Here is a 17,350-nt window from a genome sequence, read left to right as displayed (position 1 = left end):
CCGATGAGCAAGACGACAACCGACCGCGCCGAAGACCAGGACCTCGGCGCCGCCGGCTCCCAGCTCTCGACCGCCCCCAAGGAGGAGCCGGCGAACCTGCCCGCGATGGGGGTCGTCGGCTGGGTCCGCTGGTTCTGGCGGCAGCTGACCTCGATGCGGGTCGCGCTGCTGCTGCTCCTGCTGCTGGCCCTCGGCGCGATCCCCGGCTCGCTGATCCCGCAGTCCGGCAGCGACGAGACGAAGGTCGCCGAGTTCCGCGACCGGCACGAGATCCTCGCGCCGGTCTACGACAAGCTCGGCCTCTTCCACGTCTACAGTTCGGTGTGGTTCTCCGCGATCTACATCCTGCTGTTCGTCTCCCTCATCGGCTGCATCGTGCCGCGCACCTGGCAGTTCGTGGGCCAGCTGCGCGGCCGGCCGCCGGGCGCCCCGAAGCGGCTGACCCGGCTGCCCGCCTACACCACCTGGCGCACCGAGGCGGAGCCCGAGCAGGTCCGCGAGGCCGCTCTCGCCCTGCTGAAGAAGAACCGCTTCCGCGCGCATGTCGACGGTGACGCGGTCGCCGCCGAGAAGGGCTATCTGCGCGAGGTCGGCAACCTCCTCTTCCACATCGCGCTGATCGTGATGCTGATCGCCTTCGCCTGGGGCCAGCTCTTCAAGTCCGAGGGCAACAAGCTCCTGGTCGAGGGCAACGGCTTCTCCAACACCCTGATCTCCTACGACGACTTCAAGTCCGGCAACCTCTTCAGCACCGACGACCTGACGCCGTTCAGCTTCACCCTCGGCGACTTCACCGGCACCTACGAGACCACCGGCCCCAACAAGGGCACCCCGCGCACCTACCAGACCACCCTCACCTACTCCGAGGGCGCCTACGGCAAGGACCGCAGGACGACCGTCAAGGTCAACCAGCCGCTGGAGATCGGCGACTCCAAGGTCTACCTCACCGCCCACGGCTACGCCCCCGTCGTCACCGTCCGGGACGGCAAGGGCAAGGTGGTGTTCCGGGACGCCGTGCCGCTGCTGCCGCTGGACTCCAACGTCACCTCCACCGGCGTGATCAAGGTCCTCGACGGCTACAAGAACGCCGAGGGCGTGACCGAGCAGCTCGGGATCAAGGCCTTCTTCCTGCCGACCTACACCGCCGGCAGCGAGGTCGCCTCCACCTTCCCCGCCCTGATCAACCCGGTGCTGAACCTGGAGCCCTACCACGGCGACCTCGGCGTCAACTCGGGCATCCCGCAGAGCGTGTACCAGCTCGACAAGAAGCACATGAAGGGCTTCAAGAACGCCAAGGGCAAGCAGCTGCGGGAGAACCTGCGGCCCGGGCAGACCGTGAAGCTGCCCGGCGGCGCCGGCTCGATCACCTACGAGGGCACCAAGGAGTGGGCGAACTTCCAGATCACCCAGCAGCCCGCGAGCGGCTGGGCGCTGGCCGGTTCCCTCGCCGCGATCCTCGGCCTGGCCGCCTCCCTGTTCATCCAGCGCCGCCGGGTGTGGGTGCGGGCGGTCAGGGGCGCCGACGGGGTGACCGTCGTGGAGATGGCCGGGCTCGGCCGCAGCGAGTCCGCCAAGGTGCCAGAGGAGCTCGGCGACCTCGCCGGGATCCTGTACGAACAGGCGGCGCCCGGCGCGCCGGACCCCGAACCCACAACCGACCCCGCTGTACCTGCCGAAGGGGCTGAGAAGTGACTCTCGCCGCCGCAACCAACGAAAGCCTCGCGAGCCTCAGCAACACGCTGATCTACTCCGCGATGGCCGTCTACACCCTGGCGTTCTTCGCGTACATCGCCGAATGGCTCTTCGGCAGCCGCAGCAAGGTCGGCCGCACCGCCGCCGCGCTCACCGCGTCGCAGAAGGCGGGCGCTCCGGCGGTCACGGTGCGCAAGGCCGGCGGCACCGCCGTCCTGGAGCGGCCGAAGGTCGTCGTCCGGGCCGCGAGCGGCACCCGCGACGTGCCCGACGGTCCCGGCGCGCACGGCGGGGACGAGCAGGGCGACCTCTACGGCCGTATCGCCGTCTCGCTCACGGTGCTCGCCTTCCTCATCGAGTTCGGCGGTGTGCTCGCCCGGGCCCTGTCGGTGCAGCGGGCGCCGTGGGGCAACATGTACGAGTTCAACATCACCTTCTCCACGGTCGCCGTCGGGGTGTACCTGACGCTGCTGGCGCTGAAGAAGAACGTGCGCTGGCTCGGGCTGTTCCTGATCACCACGGTCCTCCTCGATCTCGGTCTCGCCGTCACTGTCTTGTACACCGACAGCGACCAGTTGGTTCCCGCGCTGCACTCGTACTGGCTGTACATCCACGTCTCCACGGCGATCTTCTGCGGCGCGGTGTTCTACGTGGGCGCGCTCTCCTCGCTGCTGTACCTCTTCAAGGACAGCTACGAGAACAAGCTCGCGGGCGGCGGCACCCCGGGCCGGTTCGCGAACTCGGTGCTGGACCGGCTGCCCGCCGCGGCGTCCCTGGACAAGTTCTCCTACCGCGTCAACGCCGCCGTCTTCCCGCTGTGGACGTTCACGATCATCGCGGGCGCGATCTGGGCGGGCGACGCCTGGGGCCGCTACTGGGGCTGGGACCCCAAGGAGACCTGGTCCTTCATCACCTGGGTCGCCTACGCCTGCTACCTGCACGCCCGCGCCACGGCCGGCTGGAAGGGCCGCAAGGCCGCCTACCTGGCCCTGATCGCCTTCGCCTGCTGGCTGTTCAACTACTACGGCGTCAACATCTTCGTCTCCGGCAAGCACTCCTACGCCGACGTGGGCCTGGGCGCGCTGCAGTCCGTGGGGTTCTGAACCTACGCTGGTGTCATGACCGGACCCATCGAACAGGGCACCAGCCGGACCGACGGGAGCACGCACATCCTGCACTTCCTGGTGCGGCTCCCGAAGCGCATGGAAGAGGTCTGGCCGGCCCTCGCGACCCCGGAGGGGCTGGCCGGCTGGTTCACCGACGTCGACGTCCTCGAACCCCGGCTCGGCGGGATCGTCGCCCTGCGCGGCCTGGGCGCCGGGGAGGTCACCGCCTGGGACGTGGACCGGGTCGCCGAGTACACCGTGGCGGGCGGCGGCCGTATCCGCTTCCACCTGGAACGCGACGGCGACGAGGCGAGCGCCCTCCGCTTCACCCACGAGTACGAGGGCGGAACGGAGCCGGAGGACCGCTGGAGAACCCGCTTCGAACGCCTGATCGAGCTACTGCGGTAGGCCCCCGACGAGACAAGACCCCGGGAAACCCGGCCCTCACTCCCCGATGTCCTCGTGCCACAGCTCGGGCCGCTGCCGGATGAAGTCGCGCATCATCCCGACGCACTCGGGGTCGTCGAGCAGCACGACCTCCACGCCGTGCCCGGCCAGCCAGTCGTGCCCGCCGTGAAAGGTGACGGCCTCCCCGATGACGACCCGCGAGATCCGGAACTGCCGGACGAGCCCGGAGCAGTACCAGCAGGGCGAGAGGGTCGTCACCATGGTCGTCCCGCGATACGACCGCTGCCGTCCCGCGTTCCGGAACGCCGCCGTCTCCGCGTGGGTCGACGGGTCGTCGTCCTGGACGCGCCGGTTGCGGCCGCGGCCGAGCAGGGTGCCGTCGGCGCCGTAGAGCGCCGCGCCGATCGGGATGCCGCCCTCGGCGAGCCCGGCGCGGGCCTCCTCGACGGCGGTGGTGAGCCAGGTGCGTGCCTGTGCCTGATCCATGGGTCCACTCTGGCCGAACGAAACCGGTGCCAGCCACGTCGGAGTCACAGGCAGCGGGAAGAGGGGGAGTCCATGAGGGCGGTAGTGGTGATGGCCGGGATCACGGTCGTGGCGTTGAGCGCGGTCGGCTGCGCCGAGGCGGGCGGGGGCGGGACCGCGGACGCGGTCTGCGCGTACCGCGTCGCTTACGACGACCGCCAGTACGGGGACGTGGCCAACATCGACTTCCAGCGGGGCGGGAAGCTGGGCACGGCGGTAGAGCCCCCCTGCGACGACACCCCGAGCGACGGCGACGACGGCTCGCCCGCGCGCGAGGTGACGGCGTACCGGGTCAAGGGCCTGGACCCCGAGGTGGCCATCGCCGTGGGGGACGACCCGGACGACCTCCTCCTGGTCGCCGTCCGCCGGAACGGCGAACTGCCCCTCGAGGTCGAGAAGTTGCGGCAGGCGGCGACGGACGAGTGCGTCGGCACCCGTCCCGCCCCCACCGCGTCAGGCACCGACGACAACCCGGACGACACCCCCCTCTATCGCACCCTCGCCCACATCGACCGACTCGCCGCGAAGCGGTACGCGGGGTCCTTCACCGGGCTCTCCGTCGACCAGGACGACACCGCGGCCGACCTCTACCGCATCCCCTCCGCCGCCTTCGACAAGGCCGTCTGCGACGCCGCCGAGCAGGGCGTCACCGTCCGGATCCACGACACCGACGCCAACCGGAAGGACCTCGACGCCCTCGCGAACCGGATCAGCGAGGACATGAACCGCTGGGACGGCACCTTCCAGCTCCGCGAGGTCGCGGTCGACGAGCGCGGCTGGGTCCATGTCGGGGTCGACGAGCCCGGCACCGCCGAGCCCTTGATCCAGGACGCCTTCGGCACGGAGCACATCAAGGTCGTGCACGTCGGACAGGCTGAAGCCAACTGATCGGCATCCTCGATGGGCCCATCGGCAGGACGCCCCAGCAGCCCGTGGACCTGCGCCGACACCGGCTCGTAGCGTCACCGCCATGACCTCACAGAGCAAGGGCTCAGTTCAGCTGGCGGCGGCGATGGTGCTCTCCGGCACCCTCGGTGTCTTCGTCGTCGAGTCGGGCGCCTCGCCCTTCAACGTCGTCTTCTTCCGCGTCCTGTTCGGCGCCCTCGCCCTCGGCGGCTACATCCTCGCCCGCGGCTGGTTCCGTGAGCGCGGCCTCGGCTTCACGCCCCGCACCCTCGGACTGGCCGTCCTCGGCGGCGTGTTCATCGTCTTCAACTGGGTCTTCCTCTTCCAGTCGTACGAGAACACGTCCATCTCCGTCGCCACGGTCGTCTACCACACCCAGCCGTTCTACGTCGTCCTGCTCGGCGCCGTCCTCTTCCGCGAGCGGATCACCGCCGCCAAGGCCGGCTGGATCGGCGTCGCCTTCGCGGGCCTGGTCCTCGTCTCCGGCGTCCGCCCCGGGGACCTGACCGGCGCCTCGGGCGAGTACGTCCTCGGCCTCGGCCAGGCGCTCCTCGCCGCGCTCCTCTACGGCCTGTCCACCGTCGTCACCAAGAGAATCACCGGCGTCCGCCCGCACCTCATCGCCCTGGTCCAGGTCCTCGTCGGCATCCCGCTCCTCCTGCCCTTCGCCGACTTCGGCGCGATGGCCGGCACCGGCGCGGACTGGGGCTGGCTGGTCGGGCTCGGGGTCATCCACACCGGGCTGATGTACGTCCTGATGTACGCCGCCTACGCCCAGCTGCCCACCCCGAAGATCGCCGTCCTCGCCTTCGTCTACCCGGCGGTCGCGATGACCGTCGACTGGGCGGTGTACGGCCATCACATCGGCCTGGTCCAGGCGCTCGGCGTCCCGCTGATCGTGACGGCGAGCCTGAAGGTCACCCTTGCTCGGCGATCAGCTTCCGTGCCTGCTCCAGGAACAGCCGGGCGTGCGCCGGAAGCCGCTTCCCGGCCCGCCACGCCAGTTGCGTCCGAAGCGTGAACGGCGGCTCCCACGGCAGCCGCACCAACGACCCCTCCGCGAGTTCGGCGGCGACCGTCACCTCGGGCAGCAAGGCGATCCCGAGACCGGCCGCCGCCGCCCGCTTGGTCGCCTCGATGGTGCCGAACTCCATGAACTCCACCGCCGGGTCCACCGACTTGAGCTCCCGCTCCAGCAAGTCCCGGTAGGCGCAGCCGGGTTCCGTGGCGAGCAGCGGATGCCGGAGCAGATCGGCCGTCCCCGAGACCTCCACCGGGGCGCCCGCCACCAGCGCCAGCGGCTCGACCGCCAGCACCTCGCTCTCCAGGCCGGGATGGTCCGTCTCCGCCTCCATCAGGAAGCCGAGGTCGTACGTCCCCTGCCGCAGCGCCTGCCGGGTCTCGTCGCCGATGGTCGTGCGCAGCGCGAGCCGCACCTTCGGATAGCGGTGGTGGAACAGTTCCAGCAGCGGGGGCAGCCGGTAGGAGGTCAGCGACTCCATGGTGCCGACGACGAGCGACCCCGTCGGCTCCTCCGCCGCCGTCACCGCGGCCCGAGCCTCCGCGCTCAGCTCGATGATCTGCCGGGCGTACGGGAGCAGCCGCTCACCCGCCTCCGTCAGCCGGATCCGCCCGCCGAGCCGGTCGAACAGCTCGGTGCCGAGGGAGGATTCCAGGGCCCGGATCTGACTGGTGACACTGGACTGCGCGTACGCCAGCTCGGTCGCCGCCCGCGTGAAGCTCAGGACGGTCGCGACCTTCTCGAAGGTGACGAGGAGCCGCAGCTCCATCTCAGGGCTCGTCCCGCTTCTTCTTGTCGTCGTCCTCGTCCAGGGACTTCAGGAAGTCCGGGTTGTCGTCGGGCGCCACCCACTGCTGGGAGCGGCCCGTGCGCACCCCGGACCAGCCCTCGGCGGCCGGGCTGCGCTTCTTGCCCGCGATCAGCCACGAGACCGACCCGACCAGCGGGAACAGCAGCACGAGGATCGCCCACAACGGCTTGGGGATGTGCCGGATGTCCTCGTCCTTCGTGCTGATGCAGTCGATGAAGGCGTAGATGCTCAGCGCCAGCGGTACCAGGAACATCAGCACCCGGAGCATGGGGCCCTCCAGCGATCGGTGGTCGGGGACGCGATCACAGCCCCCAGGTACAAGGCCAGGGTAGCCGCTCGGGGATACTTGACCCCATGGCTTACGACGATCTTCGTTCCCTGCTCAGGGCACTGGAACGCGAAGGCGACCTCAAGCGCGTCAAAGCTGAGGTCGATCCGTATCTGGAGGTCGGGGAGATCGTCGACCGGGTGCAGAAGGCAGGTGGCCCGGCACTGCTCTTCGAGAACGTGAAGGGCTCCTCGATGCCCCTCGCGATGAACGTCTTCGGCACCGACCGCCGGCTCCTGAAGGCCCTCGGCCTGAAGTCCTACGCCGAGATCAGCGAGAAGATCGGCGGGCTGCTCAGGCCCGAGCTGCCGCACGGCTTCGTGGGCGTGCGGGAGGCCTTCGGCAAGCTCGGCGCGATGGCCCACGTACCGCCGAAGAAGGTCAAGTCCTCCGACGCGCCGGTGCAGGAGGTCGTCCTGCACGGGGACGACGTCGACCTGGACGCCCTGCCCGCCCTGTTCACCTGGCCCAAGGACGGCGGCTCCTTCTTCAACCTGGGGCTGACCCACACCAAGGACCCGGAGTCCGGGGTCCGCAACCTCGGTCTGTACCGCCTCCAGCGCCACGACCGGCGCACCATCGGCATGCACTGGCAGATCCACAAGGACAGCCGCAACCACTACCAGGTCGCCGCGCGCCGGGGCGAGCGGCTGCCGGTCGCGATCGCCTTCGGCTGCCCCCCGGCCGTCAGCTACGCCTCCACCGCCCCGCTCCCCGGCGACATCGACGAGTACCTCTTCGCCGGTTTCCTCGCGGGCAAGCGGATCGAGATGGTCGACTGCAAGACGGTCCCGCTGCAGGTCCCGGCGCAGGCGGAGGTGGTGATCGAGGGCTGGCTGGAGCCGGGCGAGATGCTCCCCGAGGGTCCCTTCGGCGACCACACCGGCTTCTACACCCCGCAGGAACCGTTCCCCGCACTGAAGATCGACTGCGTGACCATGCGGAAGCGCCCGCTGCTCCAGTCGATCGTCGTGGGCCGCCCGCCGACGGAGGACGGGCCCCTGGGCCGGGCCACCGAGCGGTTCTTCCTGCCCCTGCTGAAGATCATCGTCCCGGACATCGTGGACTACCACCTGCCCGAGGCCGGCGGCTTCCACAACTGCGCGATCGTCTCGATCGACAAGAAGTACCCCAAGCACGCGCAGAAGGTGATGCACGCGATCTGGGGCGCCCACATGATGTCCCTGACGAAGCTGATCGTGGTCGTCGACTCCGACTGCGACGTCCACGACCTGCACGAGGTCGCCTGGCGGGCGCTGGGCAACACCGACTACGCCCGTGACCTGTCGGTCGTCGAGGGTCCCGTCGACCATCTCGACCACGCCTCCTACCAGCAGTTCTGGGGTGGCAAGGCGGGCATCGACGCGACGAAGAAGTGGCCCGAGGAGGGCTACACCCGCGACGGCGGCTGGCCGGACATGGTGGAGTCGGACCCGGAGACGGCGGCGAAGGTGGACCGCCGGTGGAAGGAGTACGGACTGTGACTTCCGCCTCTGCCGCGCTTCCCCAGCCGGGCCGCACCAAGGCGTTCCTGCGCCTGGTCATGATCGAGCACTCGGTCTTCGCGCTGCCGTTCGCCTACATCGCCGCCCTGACCGCGATGTTCCAGTGGGACGAGAACATCCACTGGGGCCGGCTGCTGCTGGTCACCGTCTGCATGGTCGGCCTGCGCACCTTCGCCATGGCCGTGAACCGGATCATCGACCGCGAGATCGACGCCCGCAACCCCCGCACCGCCCACCGCGAGCTGGTCACCGGCGCGATGTCGGTGAAGCACGCCTGGACGGGCGCGCTGATCGCGCTGGTGGTTTTCCTGGGCTCGGCGGCGGCGCTGAACCCCCTGTGCCTGGCCCTCGCGCCGGTCGCGGTGATCCCGATGGTGGTCTACCCCTACGGCAAGCGGTTCACGAACTACCCGCAGGCCATCCTGGCGCTGGCCCAGGCGATGGGCCCGATCGGCGGCTGGCTGGCGATCACCGGCGAGTGGTCCTGGGACGCGGTGATACTGGGCCTCGCGGTCGGCATCTGGATCGGCGGCTTCGACCTGATCTACGCCTGCCAGGACGTGGAGTCGGACCGCGAGACCGGCGTCAGGTCGGTCCCGGCCCGCTTCGGTGTCCCGGCGTCCATCCAGGCCGCCCGGGTCTGCCACGCCGTCACCACGCTGCTGCTCGTCTGGTACGCGGTCGCCACCGGCGCGGGCGCGTTCTTCTGGCTCGGCCTGCTGATCGTGGCGGGCGCCTTCGTCTACGAGCACACCATCGTCCGCCCGACCGACCTCTCCCGCCTCAACAGGGCGTTCTTCAGCGTCAACGGCTTCATCGGCATCGCCCTGTTCGCTTGTGCGCTGCTGGACCTCCTGGTGCGGGGGCTGACCGTCTGACCGTCCCGTCCACCGGTACGCTCAAGATGTGAACGCAGGAGAATCGCAGCGCGTGCCTTGGATCGTGGGGGTGTCCGGAGCATCCGGGACGCCGTACGCGGCTGCTGTGCTGCGTGCTCTGCTCGCGGCGGGGGAGAGCGTGGACCTGGTGGTGAGCCGCGCCTCGCGGCTCACGCTGCTCGACGAGACCGGGCTGCCCTTCCGGGACGCGCACTGGCAGGACGACCTGCGCGCCTGGCTGTCCCGGGGGGCGGACGGAAAGCCGGGCACCTTCGACCCGGACATCGCGGGGGTACGGCACTGGAGTGCCGGGGACCTCGCGGCGGGGCCGTCCTCCGGCTCGTACCCCACGAAGGGCATGCTGATCGTGCCGGCGTCCACCGCCGCGGTCGCGGGTGTGGCGCTCGGGCTGTCCAAGGACCTGCTGCAGCGGACCGCGAGCGTCACCCTGAAGGAAGGCCGCAAGCTGGTCGTCGCCGTACGGGAGACCCCCTTGAACGGGCAGACGCTGCGGCACCTGGTCACCCTCGACGACGCGGGCGCCACCGTCGTGCCCGCCTCGCCGGCCTTCTACGCCGGGGCCACCCACATCCAGGACCTGGTGGACTTCGTCGCCGGACGGGTGCTCGACGCGGCGGGCGTGGAGCACCGCCTCTACCGCCGCTGGAAGGGCGACCTCGGCGGCGCACGCACCGACTGAGGCGGCACAGCAGGGATCAATCGACCGTTTCAGACCTCTTCAGATCTTTCGGATCAGGATCATTCAGCGGAAGGCTTCGAATCGCATGGACGCGGTGGACAGGCAGCTCATCCAGGCCCTGAGGGAGAACGGCCGGGCCTCCTACGCGGAGCTTGGGCGCCTCGTCGGCCTGTCGGGACCCAGTGTCACCGACCGCATCAACCGGCTGGAGGCGGCCGGGGTCATCACCGGCTACCGCGCCACGGTCGACGCGGCCTCCCTCGGCCTCGGCGTCACCGCCCTGATCGGCATCTCGCTCTCCGACGCGGCCGACCACGAGGACGTGGCCCGGCGCATGAAGGACCTCTCGGAGATCGAGGACTGCTGGTTCATCGCCGGCGACGACTCGTACATGCTCAAGGTGCGGGCGAACGACGTGGACGGCCTGGAGAAGATCATCCGGCGGCTCAGCGGCACCAAGGGCGTCTCCCGGACCCGTACCACCATCGTGCTCTCCACGAAGTGGGAGAACCGGGTGGGTGAGTTGCCCGAAGAGGTGTAGGCCCGCAGGGCCGTATGGGGGTACCGCCCGCCCGAAGGGTGGGGGAGTAGGTTTGTCACGTCGGTCTAGGAGAGGGTGTACGCATGGACGTCGGGCTCAAGCGCGAGCTGGAGGAGAAGGTCCGCTCCGGTGAGCGGCTGACCCGCGAGGACGGCATCGCGCTGTACGCGTCGGACGATCTCGCCTGGCTCGGCGGACTCGCCCACGAGGTGCGGACCCGCAAGAACGGCGACGTGGTCCACTTCAACGTCAACCGTCACCTCAACATGACCAACGTGTGCACGGCGTCCTGCGCCTACTGCTCCTTCCAGCGCAAGCCGGGGGAGAAGGACGCGTACACGATGCGCATCGAGGAGGCGGTGAAGCTCGCCAAGGCGATGGAGTCGGAGAACCTGACCGAGCTGCACATCGTCAACGGCCTGCACCCGAACCTGCCGTGGCGCTACTACCCGCGCTCGCTGCGGGAGCTGAAGGCCGCCCTGCCGCACGTGTCCCTGAAGGCCTTCACGGCGACGGAGATCCACCACTTCGAGACGATCTCGGGCCTGTCGGCGTCGGAGATCCTGGACGAGCTGATCGACGCCGGTCTGGAGTCCTTGACCGGTGGCGGCGCGGAGATCTTCGACTGGGAGGTCCGCCAGCACATCGTGGACCACCGCACGCACTGGGAGGACTGGTCGCGGATCCACCGCCTGGCGCACGAGAAGGGTCTGAAGACCCCGAGCACCATGCTGTACGGCCACATCGAAGAGCCCCGGCACCGGGTGGACCATGTGCTGCGGCTGCGCGAGCTGCAGGACGAGACCGGCGGCTTCCAGGTCTTCATCCCGCTGCGCTACCAGCACGACTTCGTGGACATGCAGGACGGCAAGGTCCGCAACCGCCTCCAGGCGCGCACCCAGATGGCGACCGGGGCGGAGGCGCTGAAGACGTTCGCGGTGTCGCGGCTGCTGTTCGACAACGTGCCGCACGTCAAGGTCTTCTGGGTCATGCACGGCGTCCAGACGGCGCAGCTGGCGCTGCAGCACGGCGCCGACGACATGGACGGTTCGGTCGTCGAGTACAAGATCACCCACGACGCGGACAACTACGGCACGCCGAACAAACTCACCCGCGAGGACCTGCTGGACCTGATCAGGGACGCGGGATTCCGCCCGGTGGAGCGCAACACGCGGTACGAGATCATCCGAGAGTACGAGGGCCCGGACCCGGCCCGCAGGGAGTCCCCCCAGCCGATGCGGGTGTGAGGGCCGACTGCGGGTCGAAACTCGATCAGCTGTACCGACTCAGGGGCGCGGGGAACTGCGCGACCAGCCCCCACCGGCCCGCACTCGACTGAGCCCCGCCCCCAAGATCGCGGCCCCGACATGCTTCACTGGATGTCGCACCTTTGGGACTTTGTCGGAATCGGAAGACTGGATTGAGATGCTCCGCTACACGCTGATGCGCCTCGGGATCTTCGCGGGCTGCCTCGTGGTCGTCTGGGGCCTCGTCTACTCCGGTGTCGCCCCGCGCGGCCTCGGCGACTCCAACGGCATGTGGGTCGTGCTGCTCGCCCTGCTGATCTCCGCCCCGATCAGCTTCGTCGTGCTGCGCAAGGAGCGGGACCGCGCCTCCGTGCAGATCGTCCAGAGGGTCGACCGGGTGAAGGCGAACCTGGAGGCGAACCGCTCCCAGGAGGACGGCATCGACGACTCCGCTCGGGCGCAGGGGCAGACGTCCTAGTCTTGGCCCCATGGGTGCAGTCAAGTCCAAGCGAATGCCGCGTGCGGTCCGTGAACAGCAGATGCTGGACGCCGCCGTACGGACCTTCGGGCGCCGCGGATACATGGCCGCCTCGATGGACGAGATCGCCGAACTCGCCGGTGTCTCCAAACCGTTGGTCTACCTGTACCTGAACTCCAAGGAAGACCTCTTCACCGCCTGCATCCGCCGCGAGGCGCAGGCGCTCACCGCCGCCGTGCGGGCCGGCGTCGAGACCGACGCGCCCGCCGACCGCCAACTCTGGGACGGACTGCGGGCGTTCTTCACGCACACCGCCCGCCACCCGGACGGCTGGGCGGTGCTGCACCTCCAAGCCCGCACCCACGGCGACGCGTTCGCCGCCGAGGCGACCGCTATGCGCGAGGAGATCGTCGCGTTCGTCACCCAGCTGATCCTCGCCGCCGCCCGCGCCGCCCACCGCGACCCGGACCTTCCCGAGGACGAGGTCGCCGGACTCGCCGAGGCCCTGGTCGGCGCCGCCGAGTCGCTCGCCGACTGGGCCAACGCCACCCCGGGCGTCACCGCCCGCCAGGCCGCCGCCACCCTGATGAACTTCGCCTGGGCGGGACTCGGCAACATGATGGACGCCCGCCCCTGGGTCCCGCCGGTCAGCTGACCGTCCCCGCCAGGTGCACGCGGCCCTCGCCGCCGCGCACTTCGAACCGCCCCGGCTCCGCCCCGTACGTCACCGTCCCAGGCAGCGGCACCGGCGCCCGGAACTCCGCGGTGACCCGGGCCGCCGGGGGAGCCCCGTAGGCAGCCAGGCAGCGCGCCACCGTCCACATCCCGTGCGCGATGGGCCGGGGGAAGCCGAACGGCCGGGCGGTGAGCGGGTGGAGGTGGATGGGGTTGCGGTCGCCGGAGACCGCGGCGTACCGCCGTCCGAGGTCCGCGCCGAGCCGCCAGTCGGCGACGGCGGGCAGCGGCGGCCGTTCCTCGCGCGCTGCGGCACGCGTGTCCGTCCGGTGCCGCGCGAGATAGGTACTGCGCGACTCCCATACGGCGGCCCCGCCGGCCCTGAATTCCGTCATCACCGTCGCCTCCGTGCCGCGCCGGTGCGGGGCCAGTCCGTCGACGTACACGGTGAGTTCGTACTCCTCCAGGGCCGCGAGCCGTTCCCGCTGGGTGATCTCGATCGAGGTGTGCACGAGTCCCAGCAGCGGCAGCGGGAAGTCCCGTCCGCTCATCAGCCGCAGGGCCGACGGGAAGCCCAGCACATGCGGGTAGGTGAGCGGCAGGGCGTCCTCGCCGGTGGCGAAGCCGCACACCCGCTCGTAGGCGGCGAGCCGCGCGAGGTCGACGCGCACGCCCGGCAGGACCAGCCGGCCGCGCGGGAAGTCGGCGTCGGCGCGGGGCCGTTTGAAGGGCGAGCGCAGGGCACCGAGAACGACGGTCATGGCGGCTTCCACCTTGCTTCCCCTCGTGCGGGCTGCTTACTTCGGAGTAAGGTTACCGGAGGTAAGCACGTATGTACGCCCCGAACCGGAGTGACCCTCACGTAACCCCCGAGGATGCACAGCCCCGCCCCCGAGCCCTCCCCGAACCCGCACAGCCCCCACACGTCAGCCCCGTACGATCTCCTTCCTAACCGGCGGTAACCCCTTTCCGCACGCAGGGAGCCGTCCGCGAACGCCGTGCCAGGAGCCGCCCGTGTCCACGCCACTGCCTTCCTTCGCCGCGTCCGCCGCCTTCGACGACGCCCCCGCCCCCACCCTCGTGGAGCCGGAGACACGGCGGCTGGACGGAGTCGTCCGGGAGGCGTACGTACCGCCCTTCGCGCCGCCCGTCTCGCACGGCTCACTGGGTGACCTGCCGTTCGACAACGCCCTCGCGGTGCCGGACAAGGTGCTGCTCAGCCGCAAGACGGGGGACGGCAGTTGGGCCGACGTGACGGCGACGCGGTTCGCCGCGCAGGTGCTCGCCGTGGCCAAGGGGCTGATCGCCGAAGGGCTGATGCCGGGCGACCGGATCGCGGTCATGGCGCGCACGACGTACGAGTGGACACTGCTCGACTTCGCCGCCTGGGCCGCGGGCCTGGTGACCGTGCCCATCTATCCGACCTCCTCCGTCTTCCAGACCCGCTGGATCCTCCAGGACTCCGGCGCCGTCGCCCTGGTCACCGAGACCGTCGCACAGGCCGCCGCCCTCGGCCCCGAGCGCGAACGCCTCCCCGACCTGCAGCACTTGTGGGTGATGGAGAAGGGCCATGTCGAGCGGCTCGCGGAAGCCGGTGCCCCGATACCGGACCAGGAGGTCGAGGTGCGCCGGGGCATGCTCGGCCCGAGCACCCTGGCCACCCTGATCTACACCTCCGGCACCACCGGCCGCCCCAAGGGCTGCGCGCTCACCCACGGCAACTTCTTCGCCGAGGTCGACAACGCCATCGAACTGCTCTACCCCGTCTTCAAGTCCAGATCCACCGAGGACATCTCGGTCCTGCTCTTCCTGCCGATGTCCCATGTCTTCGGCCGCATGGTGGCGGTGGCCTGCGTCCGCGCCCGGGTACGCCTCGGCCACGCGCCGAGCCTCCAGTCCGAGGACCTGCTCGCGGACCTCGCCGCCTTCCGCCCGACCTGCCTGCTCGCCATCCCCTACATGCTGGAGAAGGTCTTCAACTCCGCCCGCGCCAAGGCGGAAGAGGGCGGCCGGCTCACCATGTTCGACCGGGCCGCCGCCGTCGCGGGCCGCTACGGCGAGGCCATGGAGGCCAAGCAGCACGGCACCGGCTCGGGTCCGGGCCGCGCCCTGAGCATGGCCCGCTCCTTCTACGACCCGCTCGTCTACCGCCGGATCCGCAACGCCATGGGCGGCCGGGTCCGCCACGCGATCTGCGGTGGCTCCCCGCTCGGGCGCCGCCTCGCCGCGTTCTACGCCGGTGCGGGCATCGAGATCTACGAGGGCTACGGCCTGACCGAGACGACCGCCGCCGCCACCGTCACCCCGCCCCTCAAGCCCCGCCTCGGCACGGTGGGCTGGCCGCTGCCCGGCACCCGGGTCCGGATCGCCGCCGACGGCGAGATCCTGATCTCCGGCGAGCAAGTGCTGCGCGGCTACTGGGACCCGGCCGCCGGGGGAGTGGTCCCGGCCGCGGTGGACGGCTGGCTCGCCACCGGTGACATCGGCGAACTGGACGACGAGGGCTATCTGACCATCACCGGCCGCAAGAAGGAGCTGCTGATCACGGCCGGCGGCAAGAGCGTGGCCCCGGCACCGCTGGAGAACTGGCTCCGCTCCCACCCGCTCATCTCGCAGGCCATGGTCCTCGGCGACCGCCGCCCCTACGTCACCGCCCTGATCACCCTCGACACCGACGGCGTCAACCACTGGCGCCGGATGAACGGCCGCCACCCGGTACCGGTCGAACTCCTCGTCGACGACCAGGAGTTGCGGGCCGTCGTGCAGCGGGCGGTGAACGAGGCGAACAAGCTGGTCTCGCGCCCCGAGTCGATCCGCCGGTTCGCGATCCTGCCCAGGGACTTCTCGGAGTTCACCGGCCACCTCACCCCGTCGATGAAGCTGCGCCGGGCGGCGGTCATGCGGGACTTCGCGGCCGAGATCGAGGCGCTGTACGAGCGCCCCTGATCATCGCGGGTTCCCTCCGGGGGAGGCGAGGAAGGCGGACCAGGCGGTGGGGGTGAGGGTCAGCCGGGGGCCGGAGGGGTTCTTGGAGTCGCGGAGGTGGATGGTGGAGGGGGTCACGGCGACCTCCAGGCACTGTCCACCTTCGCCGTCGCTGTAGCTCGACTTGAACCAGTTCAACTTCTCTATGGTCATCGCTCTTCCAGCATCTTCTCGATCAGGTCCAGGGACTCGTCCGGGGTGAGAGCCTGAGCCCGGATGATCCCATAACGGGCCGCGAGGATGCGCACCTCTTCTCGGTCGGTAATCAGACGCGGGTATCCCTGGACCTCCATGTACGCCACCTGTTCCCTCCCCTTGGGGATCAGCAGCGTGAACGAGCCTCCCAGGCTGGGGTGTTCGTGTCGGCCTGTCGGCATCACCTGAAGCTGCACGTTCCGCATGTGCCCGATGCGCAGCAACTGCCGAAGCTGCCCGGAGTGCACCGAGGACCCGCCGATCGGCCGTTCCAGCACGGCCTGTTCGATGACGAAGCTGCACTCCGGCGGTGGCCACTTTTCGAAGAGCTGCTGCCTGGAGAGCCGGTCGGCTACCCGCTTCTCGATCGTCTCCTCGTCCAGCGGCGGGTGCCGTTGCGTGAACACGGTCCGCGCGTAGTCCTCCGTCTGAAGCAGCCCCAGGACGCCCATCGTGCTGTAGTCGTACAGCGAGACGGCCTCCGCCTCCAGCCCGGCGTAGTTGCGATACCACTCCGGGTGCCGCGTCCGGACCCTCGACATCGCCTCCCTGACCTCAGGAATGACTTCCTTCAACAAGCCCCCGGCGTCCAGGATTTCGTCGGCCTTCTCCAGAAGATCCGGCTGTGGCGTCCGTACGCCCCGCTCGATCGCCGAGATCGCGTCCGGCCCGTACCCCACCAGCGCCCCGAACTCCTTCTGCGTCAGCCCTTTCCGCTCCCGCAGCAGTCGGAGCATCTTGCCAACGGCCGTGAACAACCCCGTCGTTCCGTCCGCCTCCGCCGGTGTCTCAGGACCCCGTTTGCTCACGTCCGCACCCTCTCTCACGACAACCCGCACACCGCACTCAGCGCAGTCGTACAGATACCCAGCGTCGTCCCGTTCCTCCTGGTCAGGGTAGAGAGAACCCGCCACTCTCGGTGACGTGAACGCCGAAATCACCACCCCCACTGCTGAACTGGCCCAGCGCATCAGCGCCACTCCGCGCGGCGCCCGGCTGGCCCGGCACCTGACCACCCAGCAACTGGCCCTGTGGGGTTACGCCCCGGACGGCGAGGTCAGCGACACCGCGCAGCACCTGGTCGCGGAGCTGGCCGCCAACGCCGTGACGCACGGCCGCGTGCCCGGCCGCGCCTTCGAACTGCGGCTGCTCCTGCTCCCGGAGGGCACTCTCCGTATCGAGGTGAGCGATGCGCGAGGCGACCGGAAACTGCGGTACGTGACGGAGGCCGACGGCGAGGGCGGCCGGGGCCTGATCCTGGTGACGCTGCTGGCGACGGCCTGGGGCGTGGCGGAACGGGACGTGGGAAAGACGGTGTGGGCGGAGATCGGTCCGGGCCCGAAGTAAGG

General features: G+C 70.0%; 20 protein-coding genes. 14 read left to right on the top strand and 6 right to left on the bottom strand.

Annotated elements, in window-relative coordinates; all coding sequences use genetic code 11:
* Window positions 1-3: 3 nt before the first annotated feature.
* The 3 genes from ACFYW5_RS05355 to ACFYW5_RS05345 are packed head-to-tail and all read left to right on the top strand — an operon-like array spanning window position 4 to window position 3,206.
* Complete coding sequence (locus tag ACFYW5_RS05355) at window positions 4-1,692, top strand: cytochrome c biogenesis protein ResB (protein WP_389415553.1); 1,689 nt, start codon at window positions 4-6, stop codon at window positions 1,690-1,692.
* Window positions 1,689-2,795 (top strand): c-type cytochrome biogenesis protein CcsB, encoded by a 1,107-nt coding sequence (ccsB, locus tag ACFYW5_RS05350; protein WP_389415552.1) that lies wholly within the window; start codon window positions 1,689-1,691, stop codon window positions 2,793-2,795. The genes ACFYW5_RS05355 and ccsB overlap by 4 nt, the downstream gene beginning before the upstream one ends.
* Window positions 2,796-2,810: 15 nt before the next feature.
* Window positions 2,811-3,206 (top strand): hypothetical protein, encoded by a 396-nt coding sequence (locus ACFYW5_RS05345; protein ID WP_389415551.1) that lies wholly within the window; start codon window positions 2,811-2,813, stop codon window positions 3,204-3,206.
* A gap of 36 nt (window positions 3,207-3,242) precedes the next feature.
* Here the strand turns inward: ACFYW5_RS05345 and ACFYW5_RS05340 are convergent, their stop codons facing one another.
* On the bottom strand, window positions 3,243-3,692 hold the full coding sequence (locus ACFYW5_RS05340) for a nucleoside deaminase (protein WP_389415550.1): 450 nt from the start codon (window positions 3,690-3,692) through the stop codon (window positions 3,243-3,245).
* A 72-nt stretch (window positions 3,693-3,764) separates the two neighbouring features.
* On the opposite strand from ACFYW5_RS05340, the gene ACFYW5_RS05335 reads away from it, so the two are divergent.
* Together ACFYW5_RS05335 and ACFYW5_RS05330 are read left to right on the top strand one after the other, a co-directional pair.
* The gene (locus tag ACFYW5_RS05335; RefSeq protein ID WP_389415549.1) at window positions 3,765-4,619 is read left to right on the top strand and encodes a DUF6281 family protein; all 855 of its coding nucleotides are present in this window, start codon (window positions 3,765-3,767) and stop codon (window positions 4,617-4,619) included.
* A gap of 82 nt (window positions 4,620-4,701) precedes the next feature.
* On the top strand, window positions 4,702-5,658 hold the full coding sequence (locus tag ACFYW5_RS05330; RefSeq protein ID WP_389415548.1) for a DMT family transporter: 957 nt from the start codon (window positions 4,702-4,704) through the stop codon (window positions 5,656-5,658).
* On the opposite strand, the gene ACFYW5_RS05325 is transcribed toward ACFYW5_RS05330, so the two are convergent.
* Window positions 5,555-6,427 carry a LysR family transcriptional regulator gene (locus tag ACFYW5_RS05325; RefSeq protein ID WP_389415547.1) on the bottom strand — a complete coding sequence of 291 codons (873 nt, stop codon included), beginning with the start codon at window positions 6,425-6,427 and terminating at the stop codon, window positions 5,555-5,557. The two genes, ACFYW5_RS05330 and ACFYW5_RS05325, sit on opposite strands and share 104 nt — an antisense overlap.
* Before the next feature lies 1 nt (window position 6,428).
* Window positions 6,429-6,737, bottom strand: a complete 309-nt coding sequence (locus ACFYW5_RS05320; RefSeq protein ID WP_389415546.1) for a PLD nuclease N-terminal domain-containing protein — start codon at window positions 6,735-6,737, stop codon at window positions 6,429-6,431.
* 86 nt (window positions 6,738-6,823) lie between these two features.
* Here ACFYW5_RS05320 and ACFYW5_RS05315 point away from each other — a divergent pair, with 86 nt between their 5' ends.
* The 7 genes from ACFYW5_RS05315 (at window position 6,824) to ACFYW5_RS05285 (ending at window position 12,801) form a co-directional block, all read left to right on the top strand.
* The gene (locus ACFYW5_RS05315) at window positions 6,824-8,281 is read left to right on the top strand and encodes a menaquinone biosynthesis decarboxylase (protein WP_250070818.1); all 1,458 of its coding nucleotides are present in this window, start codon (window positions 6,824-6,826) and stop codon (window positions 8,279-8,281) included.
* Entirely contained in the window at window positions 8,278-9,180 is a 903-nt protein-coding gene (mqnP, locus tag ACFYW5_RS05310) for a menaquinone biosynthesis prenyltransferase MqnP (protein ID WP_389415545.1), read from the top strand. Before ACFYW5_RS05315 ends, mqnP begins: the two co-directional genes overlap by 4 nt.
* Window positions 9,181-9,232: 52 nt before the next feature.
* Window positions 9,233-9,880 carry a UbiX family flavin prenyltransferase gene (locus tag ACFYW5_RS05305; RefSeq protein WP_389415544.1) on the top strand — a complete coding sequence of 216 codons (648 nt, stop codon included), beginning with the start codon at window positions 9,233-9,235 and terminating at the stop codon, window positions 9,878-9,880.
* Between the two features lie 85 nt (window positions 9,881-9,965).
* Window positions 9,966-10,421, top strand: a complete 456-nt coding sequence (locus ACFYW5_RS05300; RefSeq protein ID WP_250070821.1) for an Lrp/AsnC family transcriptional regulator — start codon at window positions 9,966-9,968, stop codon at window positions 10,419-10,421.
* 83 nt (window positions 10,422-10,504) lie between these two features.
* Complete coding sequence (gene mqnE, locus ACFYW5_RS05295) at window positions 10,505-11,668, top strand: aminofutalosine synthase MqnE (RefSeq protein ID WP_389415543.1); 1,164 nt, start codon at window positions 10,505-10,507, stop codon at window positions 11,666-11,668.
* A gap of 178 nt (window positions 11,669-11,846) precedes the next feature.
* Entirely contained in the window at window positions 11,847-12,146 is a 300-nt protein-coding gene (locus ACFYW5_RS05290) for a DUF4229 domain-containing protein (protein ID WP_389415542.1), read from the top strand.
* Between the two features lie 10 nt (window positions 12,147-12,156).
* On the top strand, window positions 12,157-12,801 hold the full coding sequence (locus ACFYW5_RS05285; RefSeq protein WP_389415541.1) for a TetR/AcrR family transcriptional regulator: 645 nt from the start codon (window positions 12,157-12,159) through the stop codon (window positions 12,799-12,801).
* On the opposite strand, the gene ACFYW5_RS05280 is transcribed toward ACFYW5_RS05285, so the two are convergent.
* The gene (locus ACFYW5_RS05280; RefSeq protein WP_389415540.1) at window positions 12,794-13,582 is read right to left on the bottom strand and encodes a MaoC family dehydratase; all 789 of its coding nucleotides are present in this window, start codon (window positions 13,580-13,582) and stop codon (window positions 12,794-12,796) included. The genes ACFYW5_RS05285 and ACFYW5_RS05280 overlap by 8 nt on opposite strands.
* 253 nt (window positions 13,583-13,835) lie before the next feature.
* On the opposite strand from ACFYW5_RS05280, the gene ACFYW5_RS05275 reads away from it, so the two are divergent.
* Window positions 13,836-15,767: an AMP-dependent synthetase/ligase gene (locus ACFYW5_RS05275; RefSeq protein ID WP_389415539.1), complete on the top strand. Its 1,932-nt coding sequence runs from the start codon at window positions 13,836-13,838 to the stop codon at window positions 15,765-15,767.
* On the opposite strand, the gene ACFYW5_RS05270 is transcribed toward ACFYW5_RS05275, so the two are convergent.
* Together ACFYW5_RS05270 and ACFYW5_RS05265 are read right to left on the bottom strand one after the other, a co-directional pair.
* A complete protein-coding gene (locus ACFYW5_RS05270; RefSeq protein ID WP_389415538.1) occupies window positions 15,768-15,959 on the bottom strand; it encodes a DUF397 domain-containing protein in 192 nt (63 codons plus the stop codon).
* Window positions 15,956-16,810, bottom strand: coding sequence for a helix-turn-helix domain-containing protein (locus tag ACFYW5_RS05265; RefSeq protein ID WP_389415651.1), 855 nt, complete (start codon window positions 16,808-16,810; stop codon window positions 15,956-15,958). The genes ACFYW5_RS05270 and ACFYW5_RS05265 overlap by 4 nt, the downstream gene beginning before the upstream one ends.
* Before the next feature lie 115 nt (window positions 16,811-16,925).
* Between ACFYW5_RS05265 and ACFYW5_RS05260 the strand changes: the two genes are divergently transcribed.
* Window positions 16,926-17,348 (top strand): ATP-binding protein, encoded by a 423-nt coding sequence (locus ACFYW5_RS05260; protein ID WP_389415537.1) that lies wholly within the window; start codon window positions 16,926-16,928, stop codon window positions 17,346-17,348.
* Window positions 17,349-17,350: the final 2 nt, after the last annotated feature.

This window comes from Streptomyces sp. NPDC002779 (assembly GCF_042888685.1).
Taxonomy (GTDB): domain Bacteria; phylum Actinomycetota; class Actinomycetes; order Streptomycetales; family Streptomycetaceae; genus Streptomyces.
The sequence above is the reverse complement of the archived record's forward strand: the minus strand, read 5'-3'. Positions and strand labels throughout refer to the sequence as shown.

What these genes read in the sequence shown, in the direction of transcription:
- ACFYW5_RS05355 (WP_389415553.1), top strand. Translation starts at nt 4, where the DNA reads ATGAGCAAGACGACAACCGACCGCGCCGAAGACCAGGACCTCGGCGCC.
- ACFYW5_RS05345 (WP_389415551.1), top strand. Translation starts at nt 2,811, where the DNA reads ATGACCGGACCCATCGAACAGGGCACCAGCCGGACCGACGGGAGCACG.
- ACFYW5_RS05340 (WP_389415550.1), bottom strand. Translation starts at nt 3,692, where the DNA reads ATGGATCAGGCACAGGCACGCACCTGGCTCACCACCGCCGTCGAGGAG.
- ACFYW5_RS05335 (WP_389415549.1), top strand. Translation starts at nt 3,765, where the DNA reads ATGAGGGCGGTAGTGGTGATGGCCGGGATCACGGTCGTGGCGTTGAGC.
- ACFYW5_RS05330 (WP_389415548.1), top strand. Translation starts at nt 4,702, where the DNA reads ATGACCTCACAGAGCAAGGGCTCAGTTCAGCTGGCGGCGGCGATGGTG.
- ACFYW5_RS05325 (WP_389415547.1), bottom strand. Translation starts at nt 6,427, where the DNA reads ATGGAGCTGCGGCTCCTCGTCACCTTCGAGAAGGTCGCGACCGTCCTG.
- ACFYW5_RS05320 (WP_389415546.1), bottom strand. Translation starts at nt 6,737, where the DNA reads ATGCTCCGGGTGCTGATGTTCCTGGTACCGCTGGCGCTGAGCATCTAC.
- ACFYW5_RS05315 (WP_250070818.1), top strand. Translation starts at nt 6,824, where the DNA reads ATGGCTTACGACGATCTTCGTTCCCTGCTCAGGGCACTGGAACGCGAA.
- ACFYW5_RS05300 (WP_250070821.1), top strand. Translation starts at nt 9,966, where the DNA reads ATGGACGCGGTGGACAGGCAGCTCATCCAGGCCCTGAGGGAGAACGGC.
- mqnE (WP_389415543.1), top strand. Translation starts at nt 10,505, where the DNA reads ATGGACGTCGGGCTCAAGCGCGAGCTGGAGGAGAAGGTCCGCTCCGGT.
- ACFYW5_RS05290 (WP_389415542.1), top strand. Translation starts at nt 11,847, where the DNA reads ATGCTCCGCTACACGCTGATGCGCCTCGGGATCTTCGCGGGCTGCCTC.
- ACFYW5_RS05285 (WP_389415541.1), top strand. Translation starts at nt 12,157, where the DNA reads ATGGGTGCAGTCAAGTCCAAGCGAATGCCGCGTGCGGTCCGTGAACAG.
- ACFYW5_RS05280 (WP_389415540.1), bottom strand. Translation starts at nt 13,582, where the DNA reads ATGACCGTCGTTCTCGGTGCCCTGCGCTCGCCCTTCAAACGGCCCCGC.
- ACFYW5_RS05270 (WP_389415538.1), bottom strand. Translation starts at nt 15,959, where the DNA reads ATGACCATAGAGAAGTTGAACTGGTTCAAGTCGAGCTACAGCGACGGC.